Origin of the sequence: Pseudoalteromonas sp. Bsw20308 (genome assembly GCF_000310105.2) — a bacterium.
In the GTDB taxonomy this organism is placed as follows: Bacteria; Pseudomonadota; Gammaproteobacteria; order Enterobacterales; family Alteromonadaceae; genus Pseudoalteromonas; species Pseudoalteromonas fuliginea.
Map to the genome: position 1 here is coordinate 2,639,964 of NZ_CP013138.1, position 21,769 is coordinate 2,661,732.

The 21,769-nt window shown below is 40.2% G+C and carries 19 protein-coding genes and 4 tRNA genes; 14 read left to right on the plus strand and 9 right to left on the minus strand.

Going from position 1 to position 21,769, the window contains the following annotated elements:
- Nucleotides 1–3: 3 nt before the first annotated feature.
- From D172_RS11425 to queE, 3 genes are all read right to left on the minus strand, one after another.
- Nucleotides 4–570, minus strand: a complete 567-nt coding sequence (locus D172_RS11425; RefSeq protein WP_205986632.1) for a hypothetical protein — start codon at nucleotides 568–570, stop codon at nucleotides 4–6.
- 292 nt (nucleotides 571–862) lie between these two features.
- Nucleotides 863–1,606, minus strand: coding sequence for a class I SAM-dependent DNA methyltransferase (locus D172_RS11430; RefSeq protein WP_007378936.1), 744 nt, complete (start codon nucleotides 1,604–1,606; stop codon nucleotides 863–865).
- A 271-nt stretch (nucleotides 1,607–1,877) separates the two neighbouring features.
- Nucleotides 1,878–2,543 (minus strand): 7-carboxy-7-deazaguanine synthase QueE, encoded by a 666-nt coding sequence (gene queE / locus D172_RS11435; protein ID WP_002960417.1) that lies wholly within the window; start codon nucleotides 2,541–2,543, stop codon nucleotides 1,878–1,880.
- A gap of 145 nt (nucleotides 2,544–2,688) precedes the next feature.
- Here queE and queC point away from each other — a divergent pair, with 145 nt between their 5' ends.
- Nucleotides 2,689–3,345: a 7-cyano-7-deazaguanine synthase QueC gene (queC, locus tag D172_RS11440; RefSeq protein WP_002960416.1), complete on the plus strand. Its 657-nt coding sequence runs from the start codon at nucleotides 2,689–2,691 to the stop codon at nucleotides 3,343–3,345.
- 93 nt (nucleotides 3,346–3,438) lie between these two features.
- On the opposite strand, the gene D172_RS11445 is transcribed toward queC, so the two are convergent.
- Nucleotides 3,439–3,888 carry a methyltransferase family protein gene (locus D172_RS11445; protein ID WP_007378935.1) on the minus strand — a complete coding sequence of 150 codons (450 nt, stop codon included), beginning with the start codon at nucleotides 3,886–3,888 and terminating at the stop codon, nucleotides 3,439–3,441.
- Between the two features lie 469 nt (nucleotides 3,889–4,357).
- Here D172_RS11445 and D172_RS11450 point away from each other — a divergent pair, with 469 nt between their 5' ends.
- A complete protein-coding gene (locus tag D172_RS11450) occupies nucleotides 4,358–4,600 on the plus strand; it encodes a hypothetical protein (protein ID WP_007378934.1) in 243 nt (80 codons plus the stop codon).
- Nucleotides 4,601–4,604: 4 nt separating this feature from the next.
- On the opposite strand, the gene D172_RS11455 is transcribed toward D172_RS11450, so the two are convergent.
- The 5 genes from D172_RS11455 to D172_RS11475 all read right to left on the minus strand — a co-directional run bounded on the left by D172_RS11455 (nucleotide 4,605) and on the right by D172_RS11475 (nucleotide 10,721).
- Nucleotides 4,605–5,627, minus strand: a complete 1,023-nt coding sequence (locus D172_RS11455; RefSeq protein ID WP_007378933.1) for a hypothetical protein — start codon at nucleotides 5,625–5,627, stop codon at nucleotides 4,605–4,607.
- A 101-nt stretch (nucleotides 5,628–5,728) separates the two neighbouring features.
- A complete protein-coding gene (locus D172_RS11460) occupies nucleotides 5,729–6,409 on the minus strand; it encodes a tRNA (adenine(22)-N(1))-methyltransferase TrmK (RefSeq protein WP_007378932.1) in 681 nt (226 codons plus the stop codon).
- Nucleotides 6,410–7,348 carry a class I SAM-dependent methyltransferase gene (locus D172_RS11465; RefSeq protein WP_007378931.1) on the minus strand — a complete coding sequence of 313 codons (939 nt, stop codon included), beginning with the start codon at nucleotides 7,346–7,348 and terminating at the stop codon, nucleotides 6,410–6,412.
- A gap of 2 nt (nucleotides 7,349–7,350) precedes the next feature.
- A complete protein-coding gene (uvrB, locus tag D172_RS11470; protein WP_007378930.1) occupies nucleotides 7,351–9,345 on the minus strand; it encodes an excinuclease ABC subunit UvrB in 1,995 nt (664 codons plus the stop codon).
- Nucleotides 9,342–10,721, minus strand: coding sequence for an MATE family efflux transporter (locus D172_RS11475; RefSeq protein ID WP_007378929.1), 1,380 nt, complete (start codon nucleotides 10,719–10,721; stop codon nucleotides 9,342–9,344). Before D172_RS11475 ends, uvrB begins: the two co-directional genes overlap by 4 nt.
- 1,041 nt (nucleotides 10,722–11,762) lie before the next feature.
- Between D172_RS11475 and D172_RS11485 the strand changes: the two genes are divergently transcribed.
- The 12 genes from D172_RS11485 to nth all read left to right on the plus strand — a co-directional run bounded on the left by D172_RS11485 (nucleotide 11,763) and on the right by nth (nucleotide 21,676).
- Nucleotides 11,763–11,839, plus strand: a tRNA-Asn gene (locus D172_RS11485).
- A 21-nt stretch (nucleotides 11,840–11,860) separates the two neighbouring features.
- Nucleotides 11,861–11,937: transfer RNA gene (locus D172_RS11490), tRNA-Asn, on the plus strand.
- Nucleotides 11,938–11,958: 21 nt separating this feature from the next.
- Nucleotides 11,959–12,035: transfer RNA gene (locus D172_RS11495), tRNA-Asn, on the plus strand.
- A gap of 29 nt (nucleotides 12,036–12,064) precedes the next feature.
- Nucleotides 12,065–12,141: transfer RNA gene (locus D172_RS11500), tRNA-Asn, on the plus strand.
- Between the two features lie 144 nt (nucleotides 12,142–12,285).
- Complete coding sequence (locus tag D172_RS11505; protein ID WP_007379058.1) at nucleotides 12,286–14,226, plus strand: EAL domain-containing protein; 1,941 nt, start codon at nucleotides 12,286–12,288, stop codon at nucleotides 14,224–14,226.
- Nucleotides 14,227–14,841: 615 nt separating this feature from the next.
- The gene (gene rsxA, locus D172_RS11510) at nucleotides 14,842–15,423 is read left to right on the plus strand and encodes an electron transport complex subunit RsxA (RefSeq protein ID WP_008134172.1); all 582 of its coding nucleotides are present in this window, start codon (nucleotides 14,842–14,844) and stop codon (nucleotides 15,421–15,423) included.
- Between the two features lies 1 nt (nucleotide 15,424).
- A complete protein-coding gene (gene rsxB, locus D172_RS11515; protein WP_007379057.1) occupies nucleotides 15,425–15,979 on the plus strand; it encodes an electron transport complex subunit RsxB in 555 nt (184 codons plus the stop codon).
- 8 nt (nucleotides 15,980–15,987) lie between these two features.
- Nucleotides 15,988–18,609: an electron transport complex subunit RsxC gene (gene rsxC / locus D172_RS11520; protein ID WP_058230552.1), complete on the plus strand. Its 2,622-nt coding sequence runs from the start codon at nucleotides 15,988–15,990 to the stop codon at nucleotides 18,607–18,609.
- On the plus strand, nucleotides 18,606–19,664 hold the full coding sequence (gene rsxD, locus D172_RS11525; RefSeq protein ID WP_007379033.1) for an electron transport complex subunit RsxD: 1,059 nt from the start codon (nucleotides 18,606–18,608) through the stop codon (nucleotides 19,662–19,664). The genes rsxC and rsxD overlap by 4 nt, the downstream gene beginning before the upstream one ends.
- Nucleotides 19,661–20,302 (plus strand): electron transport complex subunit RsxG, encoded by a 642-nt coding sequence (rsxG, locus tag D172_RS11530; RefSeq protein ID WP_007379032.1) that lies wholly within the window; start codon nucleotides 19,661–19,663, stop codon nucleotides 20,300–20,302. Before rsxD ends, rsxG begins: the two co-directional genes overlap by 4 nt.
- On the plus strand, nucleotides 20,299–20,997 hold the full coding sequence (locus tag D172_RS11535) for an electron transport complex subunit E (protein ID WP_007379031.1): 699 nt from the start codon (nucleotides 20,299–20,301) through the stop codon (nucleotides 20,995–20,997). The genes rsxG and D172_RS11535 overlap by 4 nt, the downstream gene beginning before the upstream one ends.
- A gap of 46 nt (nucleotides 20,998–21,043) precedes the next feature.
- The gene (nth, locus tag D172_RS11540) at nucleotides 21,044–21,676 is read left to right on the plus strand and encodes an endonuclease III (RefSeq protein ID WP_007379030.1); all 633 of its coding nucleotides are present in this window, start codon (nucleotides 21,044–21,046) and stop codon (nucleotides 21,674–21,676) included.
- The last annotated feature ends 93 nt before the right edge of the window (nucleotides 21,677–21,769 follow it).

Below are 21,769 nucleotides of genomic sequence, written 5' to 3' on the forward strand. Positions count from 1 at the left end.
CTCTTAACTGGGGTAGTCGAATCCATTAAACCACGTCATATATTCTTCTTCTGGAAGAATGGGGGGATTAAGATTGTTAATAAATTGATATAAGGGACTATCAATCTCTTGTTTTTTAGTAACATTTTCAATTAAGTCTACAAGATGCTTTTTACACCTCTCGACCTCATCAAAGCCTATGTCTTCGCCCATATGGCTATACATGCACATTCGATTATGGTCGAGATCAAATGGTATTTTCCCATTTTCTTCTTTAAGAATAATAGTTGATTGGGGTCTAACTCCATGTCGAATACCTAGCTCATATATTGCATTGGGGTTATACGTTGTAATGTCGGCTATAACTAAATCAGCTTGCATTAATAAAGCATACATACTTCTATCAATAAGGCCTGAATCTAATATTTCATCGGCCCTGACACATTCATATCCAGCTTCTATTACAGCAGGACGAATGATATTTTTATACGTTTTGTCTAAGTCAAATGTCATTTTTGATTCAGGATCAGATTTTTTACCAAAACCCATAATGACAAAACAAATTTTCTTTCTTGAGCAGTCAATTTCCATATTCAATGTATTCCTGTATGTATTAATAACCAATTATAATTTTGGGATTTTATTTTATTAAACAAAGCCAAATGGGTCAAATTTTGACTTCATACATTATAATTAATTAGCTGTTTATATTCGCCGAAACTCAAATAAGTTACTGTGTCGGATGGCGCTTCGCTTATCCGACCTACGTTTTCAAATATATAATGCGGGGTTATTGGGCCGTGGGTATTGGAGGTTCGTTGGAGCTCGTTGGGTTTCGCTGCGCTCTACCCAAACTTTTATCTCTTCTTGATGAATGTTCGCCTTAAATTTTTACGCAGACGAAAATGGCGTTGCCTGAGCGCTGTGCCCATGGGGTTATTTTGTCGTAGTCATGTTCAAATATGTGGATTTCGAAGTACGGTTTTAGGGCTTCTTTAAGCTCGGTATAACTAAAAGCAACCATTGGGTGCTCGTCGTGCCATACAAGTGTTTTGTCTGCGGTGGTTTTTTCTATGCTGAGTTTTAATAACTGTTTACTGCCGCTGCCACTATAGTGCCAACCAGAGCGAAATGTGAATAAGCTATTTTCGCTTGTTGCGGTGTGCTCTACAAATGAATCGCTGTCGATTTTGTTTTTATCAACCGTGTTAAAGCAAAATATTCCACCTACGTTTAATGCGCTGTGTACGCTAGCAAGGCATTCTTTTAACTTATTAATGCCGTCGCAGTAATGGATTGAATACAAAAAGCAGGTAATTAAATCTAAGTGCTCGGTGACTTTAAATTCACTCATGTTTTGCAACGAAAATTGCGCTTCTGGGCAACGAACTTTTGCTTTATCGAGCATTGGCTGGTTTAAATCAAGCCCACTACTTTTATAGCCGTTATCAATAAAGTGGCGTACATGCGGGCCGGTGCCACATGCTAAATCTAGATGGGTGTTTGCGCCATTACCAAAAATTTGGTGCAGCCTGTGAATAGAATTGCTTTGGGCTTGATAATCTATATCTGCGCACATTAAGTCGTAGTAATCAGAAAGGTCGGTGTAGAGTGCATTTGCGGACATATAAGCCTAGTGGTAAGTAGTAGAATATTTTTAAGTCGCGCATAGTAAACTAATTAGCACAATTAACGAAGAAGATATGAGCTTTAGGGTAGATGTAATCTTAGGTTATAAAGTTCAGGCTATAAAGTACAGGACTGTCGGATGGCGCTTCGCTTATACGGCCTGTGTATTTAAATATTATAGAGCGTTGTTGTAAAACGGTGTGAAATTGGAGGTTCGTTGGGTTTCGCTACGCTCTACCCAACCTACGTACTATAACTTTAAGCTGGCTTTAACTAATTCCTAAATACTTATGTACTTGTATTGATAGGCGCCAGTTTTTAGCAATACAGGTGTCGATTGCTAATTTAGTTGCTGATACTTTTTGGCTAATTGGCTGCAAGTAAACAAGCTTTGGATTAACGCCTGTTTTAGCAAATAACTCTTCAAGCTCTTCTACGTGCTTTTGCATCGCAACGGGGTGTTTTATCTCATTTGCACGCTTCATGGTGCTGGTAAGTACTTCATAACCGCCGCGCATATTGATTTTTGGCGATACCGTTACCCATGTTTGCTCTGGGGCGAGTATTTCAAACGTGCCGCTGGTTTCTATTTGTGTGCTAAAGCCGTGTTCGTGTAATAAGTTACATACTGGATTTAAGTCGAACATACATGGCTCGCCGCCGGTAATTACTACATGCTTTGCGGTATACCCACGTGATTGAAACAGCGCTAAAATTTGCTCTGCACTGGCGTTAGCCCAATGATCTGAGTCGGCTTTTTTTTCTACGGTTTCATCCAGCGATACTTTATATACATTATCAACATCCCACGTTTGCTTGGTGTCGCACCAAGAGCAGCCTACTGGGCAACCTTGCAAACGTAAAAATATTGAGGGTGTGCCGGTAAAACTAGCTTCACCTTGAATGGTTTCAAACACTTCATTAATTTTGTACAAAAGAGATCTCACTTACTACCTAGCAGCCAAATTGCTACTATTAAAAAACCAAAAAGCGCTGTGCAAAAATTGTTATTTAAGCTGCGGCCGTGTAGTATATCGCGCCCTGATATAAACCTCTATTAAAACTAAGAGCAAAACAGATATGACGCAAAAAGTAGTTGTTATTTATTCCGGCGGTATGGACTCGTTTACCGTACTAAATAAAGCCCTGCAACAAGGCCATGATGTATATGCCCTTTCATTTGACTATGGTCAGCGTCATGTAAAAGAGCTTAAAGTAGCGGCAAGTGTGTGTGAAAAATTAAACGTTCCACATAAAATTGTTGATATTTCGGCGATTAACCAACTTATTGGTGGCTCATCACTTACTGATGATATTGACGTACCTGAAGGCCATTACGAAGAAGAAAGCATGAAAAGTACGATTGTACCTAATCGTAATATGATTTTGCTCTCGCTTGCTGTTGGCTACGCGGTATCACTTAAAGCTAGCCAAGTTTATTACGGCGCTCATTCTGGGGATCATGCTATTTACCCTGATTGCCGTCCTGAATTTGTGCAAAAAATGGATGATGTGTGTCGTATTGCGAACTACGACGCGGTAGAAATTTTTAGCCCGTATTTAAATAATACTAAAATTGGTATTTTAACCGACGGTATTGAAATGGGTTTAGATTACAGCCAAACGTGGACCTGTTATAACGGCCGTGAAAAGGCCTGTGGTAAATGTGGCGCGTGCCAAGAACGCCTTGAAGCATTTGCACTAAATAACATTACAGACCCGTTAGAATACGAATAAGCCGCAATTAATTAGTAATACAATTGCTGCAAACAAAAAAGGCTATCATCGATAGCCTTTTTTGTTTGTCAGGTTTTAAGTCAATGGTATTGATTACAGCCAGCGTTTTACGCGCGCTTTGTAAGCGGTAAACTCTTCGCCAAATAATTTAGTGAGCGCACGCTCCTCGGGTATTATTTGAAAAAACGTTAAATACGCAATAAACCCGATAATACATAAAAGCGCCCACAAGGAACTTAACCAAACACCCCACCCTGCTAAAATAAATGCAAAACCGACATACATTGGGTTACGCGAAATTTTATAAATGCCGCTCGTAATAAGTTTTGACGCTTGCTCAGGTTTATTTGGGTTTACTGTGGTGTTTGCTATTTTAAAGCTCGCTACCCCTGCAATACAAAAAACACACCCAATAATGACCAAACTTGCTGCTAAGTAGGTAATAAATGCGGTGAAATCAATAACACTGTAATGCGCAATAAGCGCCATTATGCCTGCAAAAAACAGCACAACAATAACGGGAGGTATTTTATTATTTAACATGGCAACTCACTGTATTAACTAAAGTATGTTTATTATATGGTGATTAGGGCGTGTTGTTCTTTGGTGATTGAATTTGCAGCAGTATGTTTGGTTTTTAGGCAAGGCAGAGCCTATGTAGTGTGGCTATCCCCCATAAATAGGCGATAACGCAGCATAAAGACCAAACAGGCGCTGCCCTTTGGGTTCTTTCTAGGGACGATTAACTCTTTGTTGCTCGGTTTTTACTTAGCCCACTAGGTTACAAACCTCGCGCCGCGATTTAATCGCCCCTAGATTGAACAAATTTCAATCCACAAAGATTAACACGCCCTAGCTATTAAACAATATCTGAAGTGTATAAATGATGAACACGCTCAAAGCTGAATTAAATAAAGTATACAAATTAAGTTACAATTGTCAGCTTTATCAAAAGCGCTTAAAGGTTATACTTTAACCATAAACGAATAATAAAATGATAAGGAATGAGGTTATGTCTGGAACTACGATGATTGTACTTATTGTGCTAATTTCGGTTGGCTCAGGAGTAGTTTACGATATGTATAAAAAGCACCTTGAGTTTAAGCATAAAATGCAAAACAACAACAACGATGCCCATAAACAACTAGCTGAAACAAACGCACAAGTGCTTGCATTAAAAGAGCGTGTACAAACACTTGAGGCTATTGTTACTGATTCGAGCTTTAACGTTAAAGATGAAATTAATAAACTTTAAGTTGTTATAAGTAATTTGGATATAAATGCGCATTTTCTGGCTGCTCAATGCCGTGAGCAGCTAAAAACCCACCAATAGCTTGCCCGCAGCCCTGTGGTGCTCGCCCACTGTCTATCTCAAAGTTTAACTGATTAGCATGTTGCTTACCCATAGAGCAAAGCCCTACGGTACTTGGCGAGCGCATAGCGATACTTAGGTTACCTATTTGTTCAACCGCAACGTGTTTACTAAAGCGGGCAAAACCTTTGTATTTAAACTGCTCGTTTACGTAGTCGTTACTTGTGGCCACCAATGCCGCAATTAAGCCGTGTAAAAAGCTATTAACGGATGGATCTGCTGTTAAAAACGCAATTGTTTTTTTATTAAACTCGCTAAGCTGGCAATCCTCACACAACAGCTCAACAGTATATAAATATTGCTCGGCTACTTGCTGCTGGCTTTTAAGCTCAATGCTTTTTCCTGCAAATACAATGCGTTTAAGCACTTCATCAACGTTACTTGTAACCGCTTCGCTTTTAACAAGTTCAGGGTTTTGCGCCATTACCGGTAAGTCGTGATGGTTATTAAATGGCGTGCTTGTTGCGCCGCTTTGCATTAACTGAAAAAGCTCTCTTACTTCGTGTTCTCGCGCTACTTTTAACGCTAAAAATGCGGTTTGAATAAGCTCTGAGGTAGGTAAGTTTTCCTCTACTATCCAGCGTCTGCCAAATAATAGCTTTTTGGCTTTGGCTTCATTAGTAGATGCGCTTTTTTGGTAGTTATCTGGGCTCAGCACTGCTACTTGTAGGTAAATTTCTTCACCTTTTTGTGCAGCAAGCACTCTAAAATGAGCCGAAAATTCAATACTCTCAAGTACTTCGTTTACGCTTTGAAGCGTGTGCTTGTAACGTAAAAAATGCTGTGGCACCACCCAGTTACTATTAGCTAATTGCACAAGGGGTGCATAAGAAATAGGTTGCTCGTAACTGTGTTGCCATTTTTGCTCATTGCTAAGCAAATGATTAATGTGACTCTTGTTATCTGACATAAATAAACCAAATAAACTCGCGTTGTGCGATATAAACTATGAACACATTACGTCGTCAATGTCGTAATTAGATCACATGTACGCCCTACTTTTGGGCTTTTTTAACTATCGGTGAGTTCTTGATAGTCTGTTATAACTTTTTGATAGTATGGCTTATCTTTATTGAGCATTTTATTATAATGATTTATGAGTTGCCGTTGGTACATAGCATGCTCTGTACTAGCAAAGTCCCACATTTTGTTGCCGGTATGGCTAATCTCATTATTGGTACTAAAGCTCACTTCAATCACTTCATAAAAACGTTTGTTGTCGTAAACTATTTGTTCACTAACAAGCCCTAAACCTAATTGCTTTAAACCGACTCGCAACTTATAAGTGTGATGCACTGGGCATAAAATAAACCGAACATTATTTAAATGCTCAACTGCGTTATTAGCAATAATTTGTTGTACTAAACTTAACAACAGCTCACCGCCAACACCTGCTATTACAACTACTTGGCTTTTTCTTTGAGCAATTTCAATTTTGCCTACATCCTGACATAAGACCTGCCACTGCGGATTTTTATCACAGGTTTTTTGTAATTTATTAATAGATGATAATTGCGTTTCTAGGTCGTTCATTAAAGTGGCGACTATATCTACAAAAATAACCTGGCTTGCAGCTGCGCGCTTTAATAGCGCCATGCCTAAATAACCATGGTCGCAGCAACAATCCCAAATAATATCGTGATGCTGCGAAATTAATGTATCAATGGCAGTTAAGCGTTTACTGAGCTTCATTTAAGCAGGTATTTGTGACATTTTATAGACAAGCGCTTTTAAACTTTTATTGCTGTCTACTTCAATAAAACGCTCGGTGGGGGCTAGACGCTCAACAAATTCAATTGCGCCTTGGGTGTGCTCGTTTATTAACGCTTTAAACGCCTCTTCGCTAAGCTCTGGGCTATTAGCACACAATAACAATTGTGTGGTATCGCAAAGTAGCTCTGGCAATCTGCGCAGCACTTTTTGATAGTCTTTAGTTAATATAAAGCTGCCTTTTTGAAAGCTTGGCGGATCAACTATTATTAAATCAAACGGGGCTGCTTTTTTTAGTTTTCCAAACGATTTTAAAATATCGTGCGGTAAAAAACTTACGCCGCGCTCAAAACCGTTTAGTTGATGGTTTTGCTTGCCGACTTTTAGCACGCCTTTGCTCATATCCATGTTCATTACATGATCTGCCCCGCCTTGCATGGCTGCAAGCGAAAACCCACATGTATACGAAAACAAATTAAGCACTTTGCCATGCTTACTATTAGCCATTACAAACTCACGGCCGCTGCGCATATCGGGAAATATTCCGGTATTTTGACGGCTCTGTAAATCAACCAAAAAACGAATGCCATTTTCGGTTACAACATGCGGGTTAGGTAATTGCCCATAAACCACGGTATTTTGGCTTTGTACGCCAGCGCGTTGCTGATACACAAGTGAGCTAATAAGCTCTGGCTGGTTTTTTTGTGCCCACTGCCACACAACATCGGTAAGCTCGCTTAGTGTTTGCTCGTCAATTTCGTCGTACGAAACTAAAAATAAACTGGGCGGGTAAAAGTCTAAATTAATATGACTTAACGCTTCGACGCTGTGGCCTCGGCCATGAAAAACACGACACAGTTCATTTTTTAAAATTGGCGCGTCTTCAAGCGCAGTAATAAGAGGAGTAAAGTTTGCTGTCATTTTTAATTAATCAACTGTTGTTGTAGTTCATGTATTTCATCGCGAACAGAGCCCGCTTTTTCAAATTCTAGGTCGCTTGCGTATGCATGCATTTTGGTTTCTAACTGCTTAATTTGCACAGCAATTTCTTTCGCACTAAGTACCTTTTTAGACTCTTTACGAATAAGTTTAAGGTTGTCTTTAGGGCCGGCTTCTTCGCCTACATCCATTACATCGAGTATTTTTTTAGCCAGAGCATGAGGCTCTATGCCGTGCTCAACGTTGTAAGCATGTTGAATTTCGCGTCTGCGCGCAGTTTCGTCCATGGCTTTTGCCATTGATTTTGTAATTCTGTCGCCATATAAAATAGCGCGGCCATCTAAATGACGTGCAGCACGGCCAATAGTTTGTATCAAAGAGCGAGCTGAGCGTAAAAAGCCTTCTTTATCTGCATCAAGTATGGCAACAAGTGCCACCTCTGGCATATCAAGGCCCTCCCGAAGTAAGTTAATGCCTACTAACACATCAAACACGCCCGCACGTAAATCACGAATTATTTCAACTCGTTCTACCGTATCAATGTCTGAATGTAAGTAACGCACTTTTACGCCATGCTCACTTAAATAGTCGGTTAAATCCTCAGACATACGCTTTGTAAGTGTAGTTACAAGTACACGTTCGCCCTTCTCTACACTTTTATAAATCTCTGATAAAAGATCATCAACCTGATCCCCTACTGGGCGCACTTCTATAAGTGGGTCAAGCAACCCTGTTGGACGAATTACTTGCTCAGCAATTTCGCCTACGCAACGCTCTAGCTCAAAGTCGCCAGGCGTTGCCGATACATAAATAGTTTGTGGTGCTATGGCTTCAAACTCTTCAAAACGCAGCGGCCTGTTATCCATTGCTGAGGGCATTCTAAAACCATATTCAACAAGGTTTTCTTTACGGCTTCTGTCGCCTTTGTACATGGCGCCAATTTGCGATACGGTTACGTGCGATTCATCAATAATCATTAATGCGTCGTCTGGGAGGTAATCAAGCAACGTAGGCGGCGGATCGCCTGGCGTGCGACCCGATAAATAGCGGCTGTAGTTTTCTATGCCTGAGCAATAACCTAGCTCCCGCATCATTTCTATATCGTATTGCGTACGCTGTGTTACGCGTTGCTCTTCTACTAATTTATTAGCACTGAGTAACTGCGCTCTTCGATCTTTTAGTTCTTCTTGTATTTTATCGATAGCCCCGAGTATTTTCTCACGCGGGGTAACATAGTGTGTTTTTGGGTAGATAGTGGTGCGTACTATGTGCTTTTCGATAGCACCAGTAAGCGGGTCAAAAATACTTAAGCGCTCTATTTCGTCATCAAACATTTCTACGCGTACGGCATAGGTATCTGACTCGGCAGGAAATATGTCGACCACTTCGCCACGCACGCGATATGTACCACGGCTAAAATCTACATCGTTACGGGTGTATTGTATTTCGGCGAGGCGGCGTAGCATATCGCGTTGATCGACTTTTTCGCCGACTTTTAAAAGCAGCATCATTTTCATGTATGATTTAGGGTCACCCAAACCATAAATAGCCGATACCGATGCCACAATAATGGTATCGCGGCGCTCAAGCAGTGCTTTGGTCGCACTTAAACGCATTTGTTCTATATGCTCATTTATCGAAGCATCTTTCTCGATAAATGTGTCGCTTGATACAACATAGGCTTCTGGCTGGTAGTAATCGTAATACGATACAAAGTATTCAACGGCATTTTTAGGGAAAAACTCTTTCATCTCACCATATAACTGAGCAGCAAGCGTTTTATTGTGCGCCATAATTATTGTTGGACGATTTAAATCGTTAATAATATTAGCCATGGTAAAGGTTTTACCTGTACCCGTAGCACCTAATAAGGTTTGGTGTGCAAGCCCCGCTTCTAACCCTTCGCACAGTTGTTTAATCGCGGTAGGCTGATCGCCTGCTGGCTTAAAATGTGATTTTAACTGAAAATGATCGCTCAACTATTGCACTCCCGTAATGATTGACTGCTCAACGCATCGAGCTCTTTCATAAACCATTTATATGCCACCATTGCAGTAAATAAATTACCCAGTGCCGCACCAATAAATAATCCAATTAAACCAGCTAGCTCATTACCTATATAAGCAAACGGTAGGTAAAAAACAAATAAACGAATAGTACTTAAAAACAGTGCATTCATTGGTTTGTGTAAAGCATTAAACGAAGAATTAGATAATATGATCACCCCTTGCAAACCGTAGCTAAACGGAATGGTGTAAATAAAGAGTTTTATCACATCAATTACCATTTGTTCTTTACCAAACATTTGACTAATAAAGCCTGAAAAAACAATAAGCAAAATATAAATAGCAAATTGCCAAATCATCACAAATTTTAAGGTACCAATATAAGCATCTTTTACTCTGCATAATTTACCCGCTCCAAAGTTTTGGCTCACAAACGGGGGTAATGTCATCGACAAAGCAAGTACAAGAATACTGGCTATAGATTCTATCCGGCTGCCTACCCCAAATGCGGCGACGGCTTCAGGTCCGTGATGTGCAACCATAGCGGTCATCACAGCCATTGCAACCGGGGTCAACATGTTTGCGCCTGCGGCGGGTAAACCTATTTTTAATATTTTACGAATAGCGCCTACCACCGTTTGCGACCCGGCTTTTAAACTCAACAACCGTTTTTTTACTATTAGTAAATATAAAATAATAACAACAGCAACTCCCCATGCTATTACACTTGCAATAGCGGCACCTTGAATACCTAACGCAGGAATAGGGCCAAAACCAAATATAAGCATAGGATCGAGAACCGCATTTATAAGCCCCGCCCCGCCCATTACAATACTGGGCGTTTTAGTATCGCCACTGGCACGCAGTACCGAGTTACCAATCATTGGGGTTATTAAAAATACGCTACCGATAAACCATACATTCATGTATTCGTGTATTAAAGGAAGTACCTGCTCACCTGCGCCTAATAACGTAAATATGGGGTCGATTAGCAAATAGCCAATAAACGATAAAATAAGCACTAAAACAAAAGCAACCAATATTGAAACGCTTGCGTCAAAACGCGCTTCATCTATTTTGTTGCTACCTAAAGCTTTAGCTATAACTGCCGACGTACCAATACCTAACCCAATGGCTAAGCTAATAACTGTAAACGTAACAGGAAACGTAAAACTAACTGCAGCCAATGGCTCTGTGCCTAATAAGCTGATAAAAAATGTATCAACAATATTAAACATCATTAACGTGATCATGCCAAAAATCATCGGAATGGTCATGGTCTTTAATGTAGGCAAGATAGGATCGTTTAGTAAATCTGGGCGAGTCTGAGTTTTTGAAATTGCGCGCATGAAATAAATAAGCCTCTTTTACTGAGCAAATCATTTTAAAGCATCAAGACAATTCAAGCCACGGATTTATCAACAGATTTGAAGGAAACATAAAACTAACTATTCGACAAAACAGTAAAGATCTATTTTTAGATATTTTTGCTAAAATTGAGCACTAAGCCGCCAAAAAACAATTAAAACACATTTTAGTTACTTTTCTTTACAAACCCCCGTTCATTACTGATGCATTTTCACACAAAGACATGCTTTATTTTATCGTAACGAAAAAATTCTCTCATCGAGTTAGATGATTTAAATTGATAATAGTAACCTGTTGTTTTTTAATAAAATAAAAATAGTGATTTAAAAGCTTGAAATCGTTGTAGCACTCTAAAATGCTGGTGCCGCTGATGTTCTTAAAGTTTCATAAACAGAGTTATCCACAGAAACCGTGGATAACTCATTCAAGCCCGCATTTACAAAGGCTTTTAGAGTGATGCTTTTTTTACTCAGTTCTGACTTATTACAAATATTCAACTTATCGCGTTTTTCTGGTTTTAGAGCAAAAACCATCTCGACATATAAATTGCCTTATTAACCTGATTATCTTCTTGTGAAAAAAATGAAAGTATAACGCAACGTATTGATTGTATTATTTTTGAGCTCTGACAATATAATCACCATCGTACATATAAGTTGTAAAAAATAATTCACTTCTGTGATTATCGAAAATCAATTTAAAGCTTTTACTTTTTTGACAAAACAGACCAACAATAAAAAATACAAACGTTACTTTTTATATTTTGTGCGTATTTTTTACAGCTAAGCGGTTTAACATTGTATTTTATTTGCTCAAAGAACTAAGAAAGGCGATCTCAAAAATCGGCATATCGTCTAAAATCGTAACTCTATTTTTTAAAAGGTTCTTTAAATGAAGTCACAAAACACGCAGATCGAACATAAAAACAACGAATAACCACCTTTTTTAAATTTATAACTTTTATATGTTGACACTTTGCGGCGCGGTCATTAATATTTCGCCCCGTTGAAAGGCAAGACGCTTCCCCCTTAGCTCAGTTGGTTAGAGCGACGGACTGTTAATCCGCAGGTCCCCCGTTCGAGTCGGGGAGGGGGAGCCAAGTTTTTCAACCATAAACGATTCCCCCTTAGCTCAGTTGGTTAGAGCGACGGACTGTTAATCCGCAGGTCCCCCGTTCGAGTCGGGGAGGGGGAGCCAAGTTTATGTTTATGATGTAGTTCCCCCTTAGCTCAGTTGGTTAGAGCGACGGACTGTTAATCCGCAGGTCCCCCGTTCGAGTCGGGGAGGGGGAGCCAAATCATCATAATAAAATTTCTACTTTAGTTCCCCCTTAGCTCAGTTGGTTAGAGCGACGGACTGTTAATCCGCAGGTCCCCCGTTCGAGTCGGGGAGGGGGAGCCAATTCTAATAATTTCATAGACATTTATTCTAAATTCCACTACCCTCTGTTTTATAAATAAAAAAACAAATCGCGCTAATAATTTGCTCTGATTTACTAATCAGGATTTCATTCCTTCCCTTTTGAACTATTAAAAGACTGAAAAAATGGCTGGCTTTAAAAAACTTATCTTTATACAAATAATTTCTTGGTTATTATGTGTTGCAGCTGGAAGCTATTTCATTTCGGTAAGCTTTGATAATGCAGTAAGTGAAGCTCAAAAAAATGCGCAAGCTAGCGTTACCAACTATATAAACGACCTTTCTTTTGACGATAATTTAGTACAAAATTTAAAAAAATCATTGGCTGATGGTAAAACGTTCTCAAGCTTTACGTTACGAGATTACCAAGGCGCAGAAGTATTTAACGTTAACTCCCTTATTGACCTGCCACTATTTGCAGATTTTATACAGTCTATTTTTAACTCTGCCCGACCGCAGTTTGCGGTAAATAAGGCTGCAGATATAAAAGTTGAATTTACAGTTAATATTCAACACTTAGCTGAACAACTTCAAATATCACTTTTTATTATTATCTTTATTTCCGCTGTTTTAGTAATTATTCCTATTATTTTGATGCAATCTATTTTTAATCATCTAAATAAAAGTATCAGTATGACCGTCTCTGACGTTATCGATGTTTATATTAACCAAAACCAAGCCGGTGAATTAGAAACAGTGCTAGATAGCTCTAAACTAAAAAGCTTAGGAAAAGATTTAGTACCAAGTTTTAACCGCTTATCGCACTTTCTTAAAACAAAAAATGAATATATACAAAGTGAAGCGCTCAATATTAAACACGAAGCATATAAAGATGTAATTACCGCGCTAGGTAATCGTAATATGTTTGTTGAGTACTACGAAAAAAACATTGAAAATAGTGAACAAAGTACTTTTGGCTCATTAGCAATGATTCGCTGTAGCGAGCTGCAAGCAATAAATCAAAGCCGTGGCTATCAAAAAGGTGATGAGTACGTAAAGGGTGTGGCTGATATAATTAAACATATAAGTGGCACGTATGCTGGCAGTCAATTATTTAGATTAAATAGTTCTGATTTTGCTGTTGTACTTCCCCATATACCACTTAAAGAAGCCGAACGCTTTGGCGAAAACTTACAATCTCGTTTCACTCAATATCAGCAGAATCAAGAATTAAGCTCAGTGGCTAATACCGGTATTGTTGGTTATGAAAAGGGTAAGCCGTTAGGCGAACTTCTCTCAGTTGTTGATAATGCGATGAGTATGGCGCAGTCTAAGCAAATTAATGCATGGCATGTACAGCGTGAATCCGATCTTGTAAATAATGTAAGTGCTGGGTTTGGTAATCAAAACTGGCGTAAAGTGATTAACGAGGTTATTGAGTCCAAACGAGTTCATTTGGTTATGCAAAATATTATGCCGCTTGGTAAAAGTATTAAAGCATACGCTGAAATTCAAGTTCGCTTCAAAACAGAAGATAATCAAGTTCTGCCTACAGCTTCATTTTTAGCTATGGCTGAAAAGCTTGGTATGGCAGTTGATATAGATAAATTAATTATCGATTCATCACTTGAAAAAGTTAAAAGTCGTAACCTTTCTGAAAAATATTTTGGTTTAAATGTCACGGCTTCAAGCGCTCATAACGATCAGTTTGTAATTTGGTTAGAGCGTCGCTTATTAAAAGATACCCATATTGCATCAAAACTTATTTTTGAAGTGAGCGAGTTCGGCTTACAACAAAATATTAAAGCAAGTAAGCGCTTTATTGATATGGTTCACCGAGTGGGCGCACGTGTAACTGTTGAACGTTTTGGTGTTGGTTTAACCTCATTTAAGTTTTTCCGCGATTTAAAACCTGACTTTATTAAAATGGATGCCAGTTATACTCGCGGCCTAGAAGATGATAAAAACAATCAGTACTTTATGCGCTTAATGGTCGATTTAGCCCACCGCATTGGTGTTAATGTTTTTGCCGAAGGTGTTGAGAGCCAAGAAGAAAAACATATTATAGAAACCTTGTGCTTAGATGGCGTGCAAGGTTATTACATAGAAAAACCTAAAGATATCTAAACCAATTAAGCAACATTGACTAATTTAAAAAGAGCACTTGTTGCTCTTTTTTGCTTTGTAAATCGTAGTACAGTTATTTGGTGGCACCACTAAAACTGCAAAGTAAAATGAATACTATACCAATCTGCTTATGTATGGGGTCTATTTAACCTTAAGAAAATTACGCTAGAACTAGGCTAAAGTTTTTGTATCTTGTTCTAAATAAAAAATTTTAACGACGTTATAGTGCAATTTAATTCGTTAAATTGATCAAAGATTTATGCAGGTTAGTATTACATAACCTAAACACTGGTTAAGGGATTTACTAACGTATTGAGCCATGGTGATATTTAAATTTATTTTCTCTAGCCAGAGATTTTCAGTGAAAACAAGGCGAATTTACACGTTAATAGCCAGCCTATATACAAGTAAATTCACCGCAGTTAGTGCTTAATTTACTTGCTCGGGATAGATTTATTATCCAGAGCTCAGGTTACATACGAATCACAGTATTTTTACATCTTTGTTATTACCTCTTAAATTAATATTGTTTATTTAAATGATAATCACTGCATATGTTGTTAATCACACCAGAAAAAAGGATAATACACAGGATTTTTATAGCGTGAGGCTCGCATGACTGAATATGTCTTGTTATTGATTGGTACTGTTCTGGTTAATAACTTTGTATTAGTACAATTTTTAGGCTTATGTCCTTTTATGGGTGTATCAGGAAAACTTGATACAGCTATTGGTATGTCTTTGGCTACCACTTTCGTGCTTACGCTCGCCTCCGTCACCAGTTATTTAGTGAATCAGTATATTTTAATCCCACTCGACATAGAGTTTTTGCGCACAATGAGCTTTATTTTAGTAATTGCCGTTGTGGTGCAATTTACCGAAATGGTGGTACGTAAAACCAGCCCAACCCTATATCGATTATTAGGAATATTTTTACCACTTATAACCACTAACTGTGCTGTATTAGGTGTCGCTTTACTAAATATCAAAGAAGATCACTCATTTTTACAATCGGCAGTGTATGGTTTTGGCGCTGCGGTTGGTTTTTCGTTAGTGCTGGTATTATTTGCAGCATTACGTGAACGTTTAGCAGCAGCTGACGTACCCACTCCTTTTAAAGGCGCCTCTATTGCCATGATAACCGCAGGATTGATGTCGATGGCGTTTATGGGCTTTACCGGATTAGTGAAATTTTAATATGACCTTGTTTTATGCCTTAATTGCGCTTGGCTCGTTAGCGCTGGTTTTTGGGTTGATTTTAGGATTTGCCGCTATACGATTTCGCGTAGAGAGCAATCCCATTGTTGAGCAAATAGACACCATTTTACCGCAAACCCAGTGCGGACAATGTGGCTACCCAGGTTGTCGCCCCTATGCTGAAGCAATTGCAAATGGCGATGAAATAAACAAATGCCCTCCGGGTGGCGAAGCTACCATGAAAAAGCTTGCCGGCTTAATGGGAGTTGATGAAAAACCACTTGCCGGCGGCGAACAAGCAGAGCCAATAAAAACGGTAGCCTACATTCGCGAAGACGAATGTATTGGCTGCACTAAATGCATTCAGGCTTGCCCTGTTGACGCTATTTTAGGCGCGACTCGCCAAATGCACACGGTGTTAATTGATGAATGTACTGGCTGCGATTTATGTGTTGAGCCCTGCCCTGTAGATTGCATTGATATGCTGCCTGTAGCCGAAACTAAACAAAACTGGAAATGGCAGCTAGATGCTATTCCTGTTACACAAATAGATTAGAGGTTTGAGTGGATAAGTTACTTGAACAAATAAAAAAAGGGGTTGTTTGGCCATTTCCTGGCGGCATACACCCACCACAACAAAAATCACTCTCTAATAGTGCTAGCATTACGCGCCTACCATTGCCCGATAAGCTCGTAGTGGCGCTAAAGCAACACATAGGCGCAAACGGTAAGCTGCTTGTAGAAAAAGGACAGCGTGTACTTAAAGGCCAAGCTTTAACCTCCCCTGCTGCAAACTGGTCAGTGCCTGTACATGCCCCAAGCTCGGGGATTGTTACTGATATAGCACCAATGCCTTCTGCGCATCCTTCTGCATTACCAGAGCTGAGTGTTGTTATTGAACCAGATGGTAAAGATGAATGGGTGGCACTTAACCCAATTAATAATCCAACAACGCTTACCCACGACGAACTAGTAAATATAATTCATCAAGCCGGTATTAGCGGTATGGGCGGCGCAGGTTTTCCTACTTATGTAAAAGCTGACACAAAGCAACCGATTGAGTTTTTGATAGTCAATGCGGTTGAGTGTGAACCCTATATTACAGCCGACGATACCTTAATGCGCGAGCATGCAATTGAGGTAATTCAAGGCCTTGAACTCATGCAACAGTTGCTAAATCCAGCGTTGTGTATTGTGGGCATTGAAGATAACAAGCCTGAAGCGATAGTTGCTATGACTAAGGCGGCTGAGCATAACGAAAAAATAATTGTGCAAACGGTCCCGACTATTTACCCATCGGGTGGTGAAAAACAACTTATTAAGCTACTCACTAATCGTGAAGTGCCAAGCGCCGGCATACCGGCTGACATTGGCGTACTTGTACAAAACACAGGTACGTTGTTTGCCGTGCAGCAAGCTGTGTACGAAGGTAAGCCACTCATTGAACGGGTAGTCACTGTAACAGGTAATACTATCCATAAACCTGGTAATGTGTGGGCACTACTTGGCACTGAAATTAAACATTTACTTGATTGCCAAGGTTTTTCACCTGTACCACAGCAACGCGTTGTTATGGGCGGCCCGATGATGGGCTTTACTCTGCCAACAGTGCGGATTGGCATAGTTAAAACAACTAACTGTATTTTAGCGCCTGATCATAAAGAGCTAGCAGAACCCGGCCCTGAAAAAGCCTGTATACGCTGTAGTGCGTGTGCTGATGCCTGCCCTGCTTCTTTATTGCCACAGCAATTACAGTGGTTTGCTAAGTCAAAAGAATACGACAAACTACAAGAACACAATTTATTTGATTGTATCGAATGTGGCGCATGTGCCTATGTTTGCCCAAGTGAAATCCCACTTGTACAGTACTACCGTGTCGCCAAAGTGGAAATAAAAGAACAACAGGCTGATAAAATTAAAGCCGATCGCGCAAAAGAGCGTTTTGATGCACGTAAAGAGCGCCTAGATCGCGAGCAAGAAGAAAGACAAAACCGCCATAAACGTAAACCTGCTGCTAAATCGGCTGACGAAAAACAAAAAGTAGCTGATGCTTTAGCCCGCGTTAAAAACAAATCAGATAATGGCGATGAAAAATCAGCTGTTGCTGCCGCTATAGCCCGCGCCAAAGCTAAAAAGCTCGGTGATCAATCTGCGGAATTAGAACCTGATAATAGTGAAGTCGCAAAAGAACGCGCGCTACGTAAAGAACAAGCTAGAAAATATAAAGATCAAAAATCTCAAACAGATGAATCAGCCGATACTGCACCTGTTGATGATAAAAAATCAGCAGTGGCTGCAGCAATTGCTCGCGCTAAAGCTAAAAAAGCAGCGCAAGCAAATGAAGGTACTGAGCCAGTCGTTAATGAAGCGCCACAAAGCGATGCACCAGTTGATGACAAAAAAGCCGCCGTTGCCGCTGCTATTGCACGCGCTAAAGCTAAAAAAGCAGCACAAGCAAATGAAGGTACTGAGCCAGTCGTTAGTGAAGCGCCACAAAGCGATGCACCAGTTGATGACAAAAAAGCCGCCGTTGCCACTGCTATTGCACGCGCCAAAGCTAAAAAAGCAGCACAAGCAAATGAAGGTACTGAGCCAGTCGTTAGTGAAGCGCCGCAAACCGAAGCACCAGTTGATGATAAAAAAGCCGCCGTTGCCGCTGCTATTGCACGCGCCAAAGCTAAAAAAGCAGCTAAAGCCTTAGAAAATGCAGAGCCTGCCGTTAGTGAAGCGCCGCAAACCGAAACTCCTGTTGATGATAAAAAAGCAGCTAAAGCACTAGAGAATGCAGAGCCAGCCATTAGTGAAGCGCCGCAAACCGAAGCACCAGTTGATGATAAAAAAGCCGCCGTTGCCGCTGCTATTGCACGCGCCAAAGCTAAAAAAGCAGCTAAAGCACTAGAGAATGCAGAGCCAGCCATTAGTGAAGCGCCGCAAACCGAAGCACCAGTTGATGACAAAAAAGCCGCCGTTGCCGCTGCTATTGCACGCGCCAAAGCTAAAAAAGCAGCTAAAGCACTTCAAGATGCAGAAGCACCAAACGCACCCGATAATACCGACAATTCATCTAGCTCTATTGACGCTGACGTACCTAAATCAAGCGACGATAAGAAAAAAGCAGCTGTTGCTGCCGCTATTGCCCGAGCAAAAGCCAAAAAGTTACAAAAAGAAGGAAATGATCAGTCATGAAATTAACCATGGCCAGTTCGCCGCATAACCACAGTCATAAATCGTTAACGCGATTAATGCTTACCGTTATAGCTGCGTGTATTCCTGGACTCATTGCTCAAGTTGTATTTTTTGGCACTGGCGTGCTTATTCAGTTAGTACTGGCATTAACTGCAGTAACAGTTTTTGAAGCTGCCATAATGCTGATGCGAAAGCGCCCGGTTTGGCCTGCATTAAGTGATGGCAGTGCATGGCTAACCGCTGTGTTATTAGCGTTAAGTATTCCGCCTTTAGCCCCGTGGTGGATAATTATTATTGGTTGTTTATTTTCTATTATTATCGTTAAACAATTATATGGTGGCTTAGGGTTTAACTTATTTAACCCTGCAATGGCTGCCTATGTGCTGTTATTAGTTTCATTTCCGGTACAAATGACCTCGTGGTTACCTGTGTCTGAACTATCTAACAACGTTATAGGGTTTACTGAACAACTACGTATAATATTTACCGACTTCACCTCCATTGGTTATAGTTTAGATCAAGTCCGCGCAGGTATTGACGGAATCACTATGGCAACGCCTTTAGACACCATTAAAACCGATATTGGCCATGGTTTAACGGTTACCGAAAGCATGCAAAAAACATTATTTAATGAATGGGCCGGCCTTGGCTGGATGTGGGTTAATTTAGGCTTTTTAGCAGGTGGTTTATACCTATTAAAAGAAAAAATAATTAACTGGCATATTCCAGTGAGCTTTATTGCAAGCTTAGCTATATGCAGCGCCATTGGTTATATTGCCGCCCCAGGAACTGAGCCTGGCACAATATTTCACTTATTAAGTGGTGCTACTATGATGGGCGCATTTTTTATAGCTACCGATCCGGTATCAGCTGCCACAACTAATAAAGGTCGTTTAATTTACGGCGCTTTAATTGGCCTACTAGTGTATTTAATTCGTACTTTTGGTGGTTATCCTGATGCCGTTGCGTTTGCTGTACTGTTATTAAACATTGCAGTGCCGTTGATTGACTACTACACGCAACCACGTACTTATGGCCATGGAGCAGTAAAATGATTATTTCATCTATGGCTAAAAATGGCGCTATTTTAACGGCATTTGCCCTTGTAACCACGGGGCTCGTTGCGTCAATTAATGCATTAACCGCCGATAAAATTGCCGAACAAGAACAGCTACACCTAACGTCTCAGTTGCAAGAAGTGCTTGACCCGAGTACTTACGATAACGCGCTTTCAACCGATTGCGTTATTATTTCAGATGAACGGTTAGGCCCTTATGCTAATCAAATAATTTATCGCGCCCGCAAAAATAACAAACCCGTTGCTCTTGTTGTAAGGCATGTCACACCAAGTGGTTACAGTGGCGATATTAACTTGCTAACGGCCGTTTTAAGTGATGGTACTATTGCAGGCGTGCGCAGCACTAAACACGAAGAAACCCCTGGTTTAGGTGATAAGGTAGAAGTTAAAAAATCCTCTTGGATCACTACATTTAAAAGTTTAACAGTGCAAGGCGAAGACGATGCTCGCTGGGCCGTTAAAAAAGACGGGGGACAATTTGATCAGTTCACAGGAGCCACCATTACGCCTCGCGCAGTGGTTGGCTCAGTAAAAAACGCAGTGCTGTTCGCACAGAGTGAATTTGATGCTATTTTTGCCGCGCCTAACGCCAAATGTGCAGAGGTAACTAAATGAGCGAATTAAAAACATTATATAAAGAAGGTGTATGGGTAAATAACCCTGCCCTAGTGCAGCTTTTAGGTCTTTGCCCGTTATTAGCTGTTACCTCTACAATTACAAATGCACTGGGTCTAGGGCTTGCAACACTGCTTGTTTTAGTCGGCTCTAATATTAGTGTATCAATAGTAAGAAACTGGGTACCAAAAGATATTCGTATTCCGGTGTTTGTTATGATCATTGCAGGCTTTGTAACCATAGTGCAGTTACTCATGAACGCTTATACATTTGGGCTTTATCAGTCTTTAGGGATTTTTATCCCGCTGATTGTTACTAACTGCGCTATTATTGGCCGTGCTGAAGCCTACGCGTCTAAAAACCCAATTCACTTATCAGCCTTTGATGGCTTAATGATGGGCTTGGGCTTTATGATTGTGCTGGTCGTTTTAGGCGCAATGCGTGAACTCATTGGCCAAGGTACGTTATTCGACAGCGCCGACTTATTATTAGGCCCGTGGGCACAAAGCTTACGCATTGAAGTATTTAGCTTTGATAACCAATTTTTACTGGCCATTTTGCCACCCGGTGCCTTTTTAGGCCTGGGGCTGCTTATTGCGGCTAAAAACGTAATAGACGCACAAATAAAATCAAAACAAGTTGCACCTGCCGAACCTGAAAAAGGCCCTCGAGCACGTGTTACTAGCTTAACTTAAGGGGAAAGCGCATTAACTTAGCAAAAGCTAATGCGTTTTAAGTTGCATGAATAAAGAAAAACGTCACCAAATACTCTCTCGCTTACGCGACGATAATCCACATCCAGTTACAGAGCTTGAATATTCAAGCCCGTTTGAGTTATTGGTTGCCGTTACGCTCTCAGCGCAAGCAACCGACGTAGGCGTTAATAAAGCCACTCGTAAGCTGTTCCCTGTTGCTAATACACCCCAAGCTATTTTAGATATTGGCCACGATACACTGCGTGATTACATTAAAACCATTGGCCTATTTAATTCAAAAGCGGCCAACGTTTACAAAATGTGCCAAATATTGGTAGATGAACATAACAGCATAGTGCCAGAAAATCGTGAAGCCCTAGAAGCCCTACCAGGCGTTGGCCGTAAAACAGCTAATGTTGTACTCAATACCGCCTTTGGTTGGCCTGTAATAGCAGTAGATACGCATATATTTCGTGTTTCTAATCGCACTAAGCTTGCCATGGGTAAAGATGTTGTAGCCGTTGAACAAAAACTTGAAAAAGTAGTGCCTGCAGAATTTAAAGTAGACGTACATCATTGGTTGATTCTTCACGGACGTTATACCTGCGTAGCGCGTAAACCTAAGTGTGGCAGCTGTATTATTGAAGACTTGTGTGAGTTTAAAGATAAAACAGAGTAACTATAGGCTGCCTTGAGCGATGAGAGGTCACTCAATTTTGTGTTGTATGAACGAAAATTTTACCGCTGTGTTATTCATTGTTAGCAATAAACT

Excerpts from the sequence above, each read along its gene's own strand:
- D172_RS11425 (WP_205986632.1), bottom strand. The coding sequence starts at position 570 with ATGGAAATTGACTGCTCAAGAAAGAAAATTTGTTTTGTCATTATGGGT.
- D172_RS11430 (WP_007378936.1), bottom strand. The coding sequence starts at position 1,606 with ATGTCCGCAAATGCACTCTACACCGACCTTTCTGATTACTACGACTTA.
- queC (WP_002960416.1), top strand. The coding sequence starts at position 2,689 with ATGACGCAAAAAGTAGTTGTTATTTATTCCGGCGGTATGGACTCGTTT.
- D172_RS11445 (WP_007378935.1), bottom strand. The coding sequence starts at position 3,888 with ATGTTAAATAATAAAATACCTCCCGTTATTGTTGTGCTGTTTTTTGCA.
- D172_RS11450 (WP_007378934.1), top strand. The coding sequence starts at position 4,358 with ATGTCTGGAACTACGATGATTGTACTTATTGTGCTAATTTCGGTTGGC.
- D172_RS11455 (WP_007378933.1), bottom strand. The coding sequence starts at position 5,627 with ATGTCAGATAACAAGAGTCACATTAATCATTTGCTTAGCAATGAGCAA.
- D172_RS11460 (WP_007378932.1), bottom strand. The coding sequence starts at position 6,409 with ATGAAGCTCAGTAAACGCTTAACTGCCATTGATACATTAATTTCGCAG.
- D172_RS11465 (WP_007378931.1), bottom strand. The coding sequence starts at position 7,348 with ATGACAGCAAACTTTACTCCTCTTATTACTGCGCTTGAAGACGCGCCA.
- D172_RS11475 (WP_007378929.1), bottom strand. The coding sequence starts at position 10,721 with ATGCGCGCAATTTCAAAAACTCAGACTCGCCCAGATTTACTAAACGAT.
- D172_RS11505 (WP_007379058.1), top strand. The coding sequence starts at position 12,286 with ATGGCTGGCTTTAAAAAACTTATCTTTATACAAATAATTTCTTGGTTA.
- rsxA (WP_008134172.1), top strand. The coding sequence starts at position 14,842 with ATGACTGAATATGTCTTGTTATTGATTGGTACTGTTCTGGTTAATAAC.
- rsxB (WP_007379057.1), top strand. The coding sequence starts at position 15,425 with ATGACCTTGTTTTATGCCTTAATTGCGCTTGGCTCGTTAGCGCTGGTT.
- rsxD (WP_007379033.1), top strand. The coding sequence starts at position 18,606 with ATGAAATTAACCATGGCCAGTTCGCCGCATAACCACAGTCATAAATCG.
- rsxG (WP_007379032.1), top strand. The coding sequence starts at position 19,661 with ATGATTATTTCATCTATGGCTAAAAATGGCGCTATTTTAACGGCATTT.
- D172_RS11535 (WP_007379031.1), top strand. The coding sequence starts at position 20,299 with ATGAGCGAATTAAAAACATTATATAAAGAAGGTGTATGGGTAAATAAC.
- nth (WP_007379030.1), top strand. The coding sequence starts at position 21,044 with ATGAATAAAGAAAAACGTCACCAAATACTCTCTCGCTTACGCGACGAT.